This is a genomic window from Streptomyces sp. NPDC059900 (assembly GCF_050270335.1).
Classification (GTDB): Bacteria; Actinomycetota; Actinomycetes; order Streptomycetales; family Streptomycetaceae; genus Streptomyces.
Window position 1 is genome coordinate 1 of record NZ_JBNNJZ010000911.1, and the last position, 2217, is coordinate 2217.

Annotated in this window: 1 protein-coding gene; it reads right to left on the reverse strand. The window is 64.7% G+C overall.

Going from position 1 to position 2217, the window contains the following annotated elements; genetic code table 11:
- Window positions 1–1321, reverse strand: a 1321-nt coding sequence (locus tag ACQKIP_RS45600; RefSeq protein WP_427745689.1) for an ATP-dependent nuclease, incomplete at its 3' end; no start/stop codon positions are given.
- Window positions 1322–2217 lie beyond the last annotated feature (896 nt).

A 2217-nucleotide genomic window follows, 5' to 3' on the forward strand; every position in this document is an offset into this window, starting at 1 on the left:
GACCAACACTGCCCACAGTCACGATGCTCACTCCGCACTCGTTGAACGACCTGTCTACAGCCTTGGCGAGTGCGGGCAGCAGGATGACCTCGGCGTCGCCTTCGACGATGGCGACGCCACGAGCAAAGAAGAGGTTGGCTTTAGTGACGTCAAGGAAGCGGGACAGGAAGGCATAGTCCCCTCGGTCCAGACGGGTGCGATCTGGGGAAAGGCTGAAGGTGGCGCCGCGGGCAACGAGGATGAGGTGCTGGACAGGCGTGGCGGCGGCGAGGTTGGGGCTGTGAGTCGTACAGATGACCTGTACTGGAAGGGTGGGCTTGTCGTCTGCGTCGCCCGCTCGTTCTCGCAGCAAGTCCATGATGCGAACCTGCAGTTGGGGGTGCAGGTGGGCTTCGGGCTCCTCAATCAGTAGCAACGGGGCTAGCTCGCTATTTCCGAGCAGAAGGAGCTCGGCCGCCATGAACAGGGCGTTGCTGTAGCCCAGTCCGTGCTTGCTCCAGGCTTTGTCACCGGCGAACAGTCTCAGTTCCAAACGCTCCAGGGCACGGGCGAGGGTAGCGTCACCAGCGACACCTATCTCTCCGCGCAGTGCGTCGGTACCGATGGAGAACTTCTGCAGGTAGTTGGTGTTGATGTCCGCACGGGCTGCGCGAATGCCGTCGTTTTTGCTGATGTGGTGCTCGGTGCGCTTGAGAATGCCGACCAGGGTTTCGGCCCTATCCGAGTCCTCGTCGAAGTCGTTCTCCTCCTGGATCCGGATGGCGGGATATCCAGCGAGGATCTGCGACAAGCGTGATCCGCGGCCGGAGCGCAGTTCGGCCTCCGCATCGCGCAGCGGGCGCAGGTAGGTTGCCTTAAGCAGTTCCCGGGCGGTTCCGTCCAGGGCGGGGCCCTTGCCATCCCGGCCGGTCCGGGTTGTCAGCGATGTCCGGTGAGAGCGCCCAGGGTCGATCTGCTGTGCGCGCACGGTGACGTAGAGGGTGCAGGTCCCGTCGTCCTCGGTGGTGAGGTGTTCCAGGAAAACCGCCTGTTCCTGGCGGTTGAGGCTCTTGAAGGCGCAAGTGAGGGTGAAGCTGTCGGCGCGGCCACCGCCGCTGACGTGGAAGTCATCCTCGGTGATGCGGTGGTAGTCGCCGGCCGTGGTCTGCAGGCACAAACGGATGGCGTCGATGATCGCGCTCTTCCCACTGCCGTTCTCCCCCACCAGCACATTGGTGGCTGGCCCGAACTCAGCCCGCAAGCTCAGATCGGTCCCGTCCTCCTGGCGGGGCGCGGCCCCGAAGATCCGGAAGTTCTCGGCGTGAAAACAGGCCAGGTACATGATGCGCCCCGTTTCTCGGTGCCTGCGCCCCGGCAGGCTCAGGCATGCCGGCCTGCCTCAATTTCCCCAGCGACAGACAGCTGTGACGCATCATAGACACACTCTCTTCACTCCATGAACACAAACTCAACCCTCGCCTACCAGCCGTCCGAATCACCGAGCTCAGCCCAAACCCGGCGCCAAGGCCGCAGTTACAGCTGTGACTGCGTGTCGTGGCTGGGCGGCCGCACCGTCACACTGGCTGCGCTCGAAGGCCGGAGGGCCCGAAGCGGTCTCGCGATCTTCGCCTCGCCAAACGGGGCAGTGACCAGCACTGCTTGCCGCCAGCGTGAAAACCCAACCCCGGAGTGCCCCTGGCGTCATCACCCTCCCTCGGTGAAAGCGTTGAACGCTGAGGGCGCGCTGGCCGCCGGTCTGCCCCTCGGCCGCGTGGCGGCGGGAATGAGTGGCTCCTAAACCGCCGAGGCGGTAGGCAACGTTCAGATGGGCGCCTTGCGGCCATACGCGCCCCTGCGCGCCCTTATGTACACCCTCCACGCGCCCCGCACTCCCCTTCTACTGTCATGGAACAGCGAGGGCCGGAATGAAGTCCGACCCCGAGGGGAGCAAGGTGCGGCAGATAGCCGCACTGACCTGACGTCGGCCGGATCTGCCCGCCTTGGGGGATGAGGCGGTATGAGTGCCCGACGCAGGATCCATGACAGCTTCGAACAAGCAGTCCAAGCCACGGTGTCCGCGTTTGGAGCGGAAGTCACGCCGAAGCTGAGAGGCAGCGGGTGGCAGGAGGACCAGCTCCGGGGGCCACTGGAGAACATGATCCGATCCGTGTGCCGTGGCCTCGGTCTGGACGTCACCCTCATCGGCGAAGTTCCGCTAGTCGACATGGGAGCCCGCCC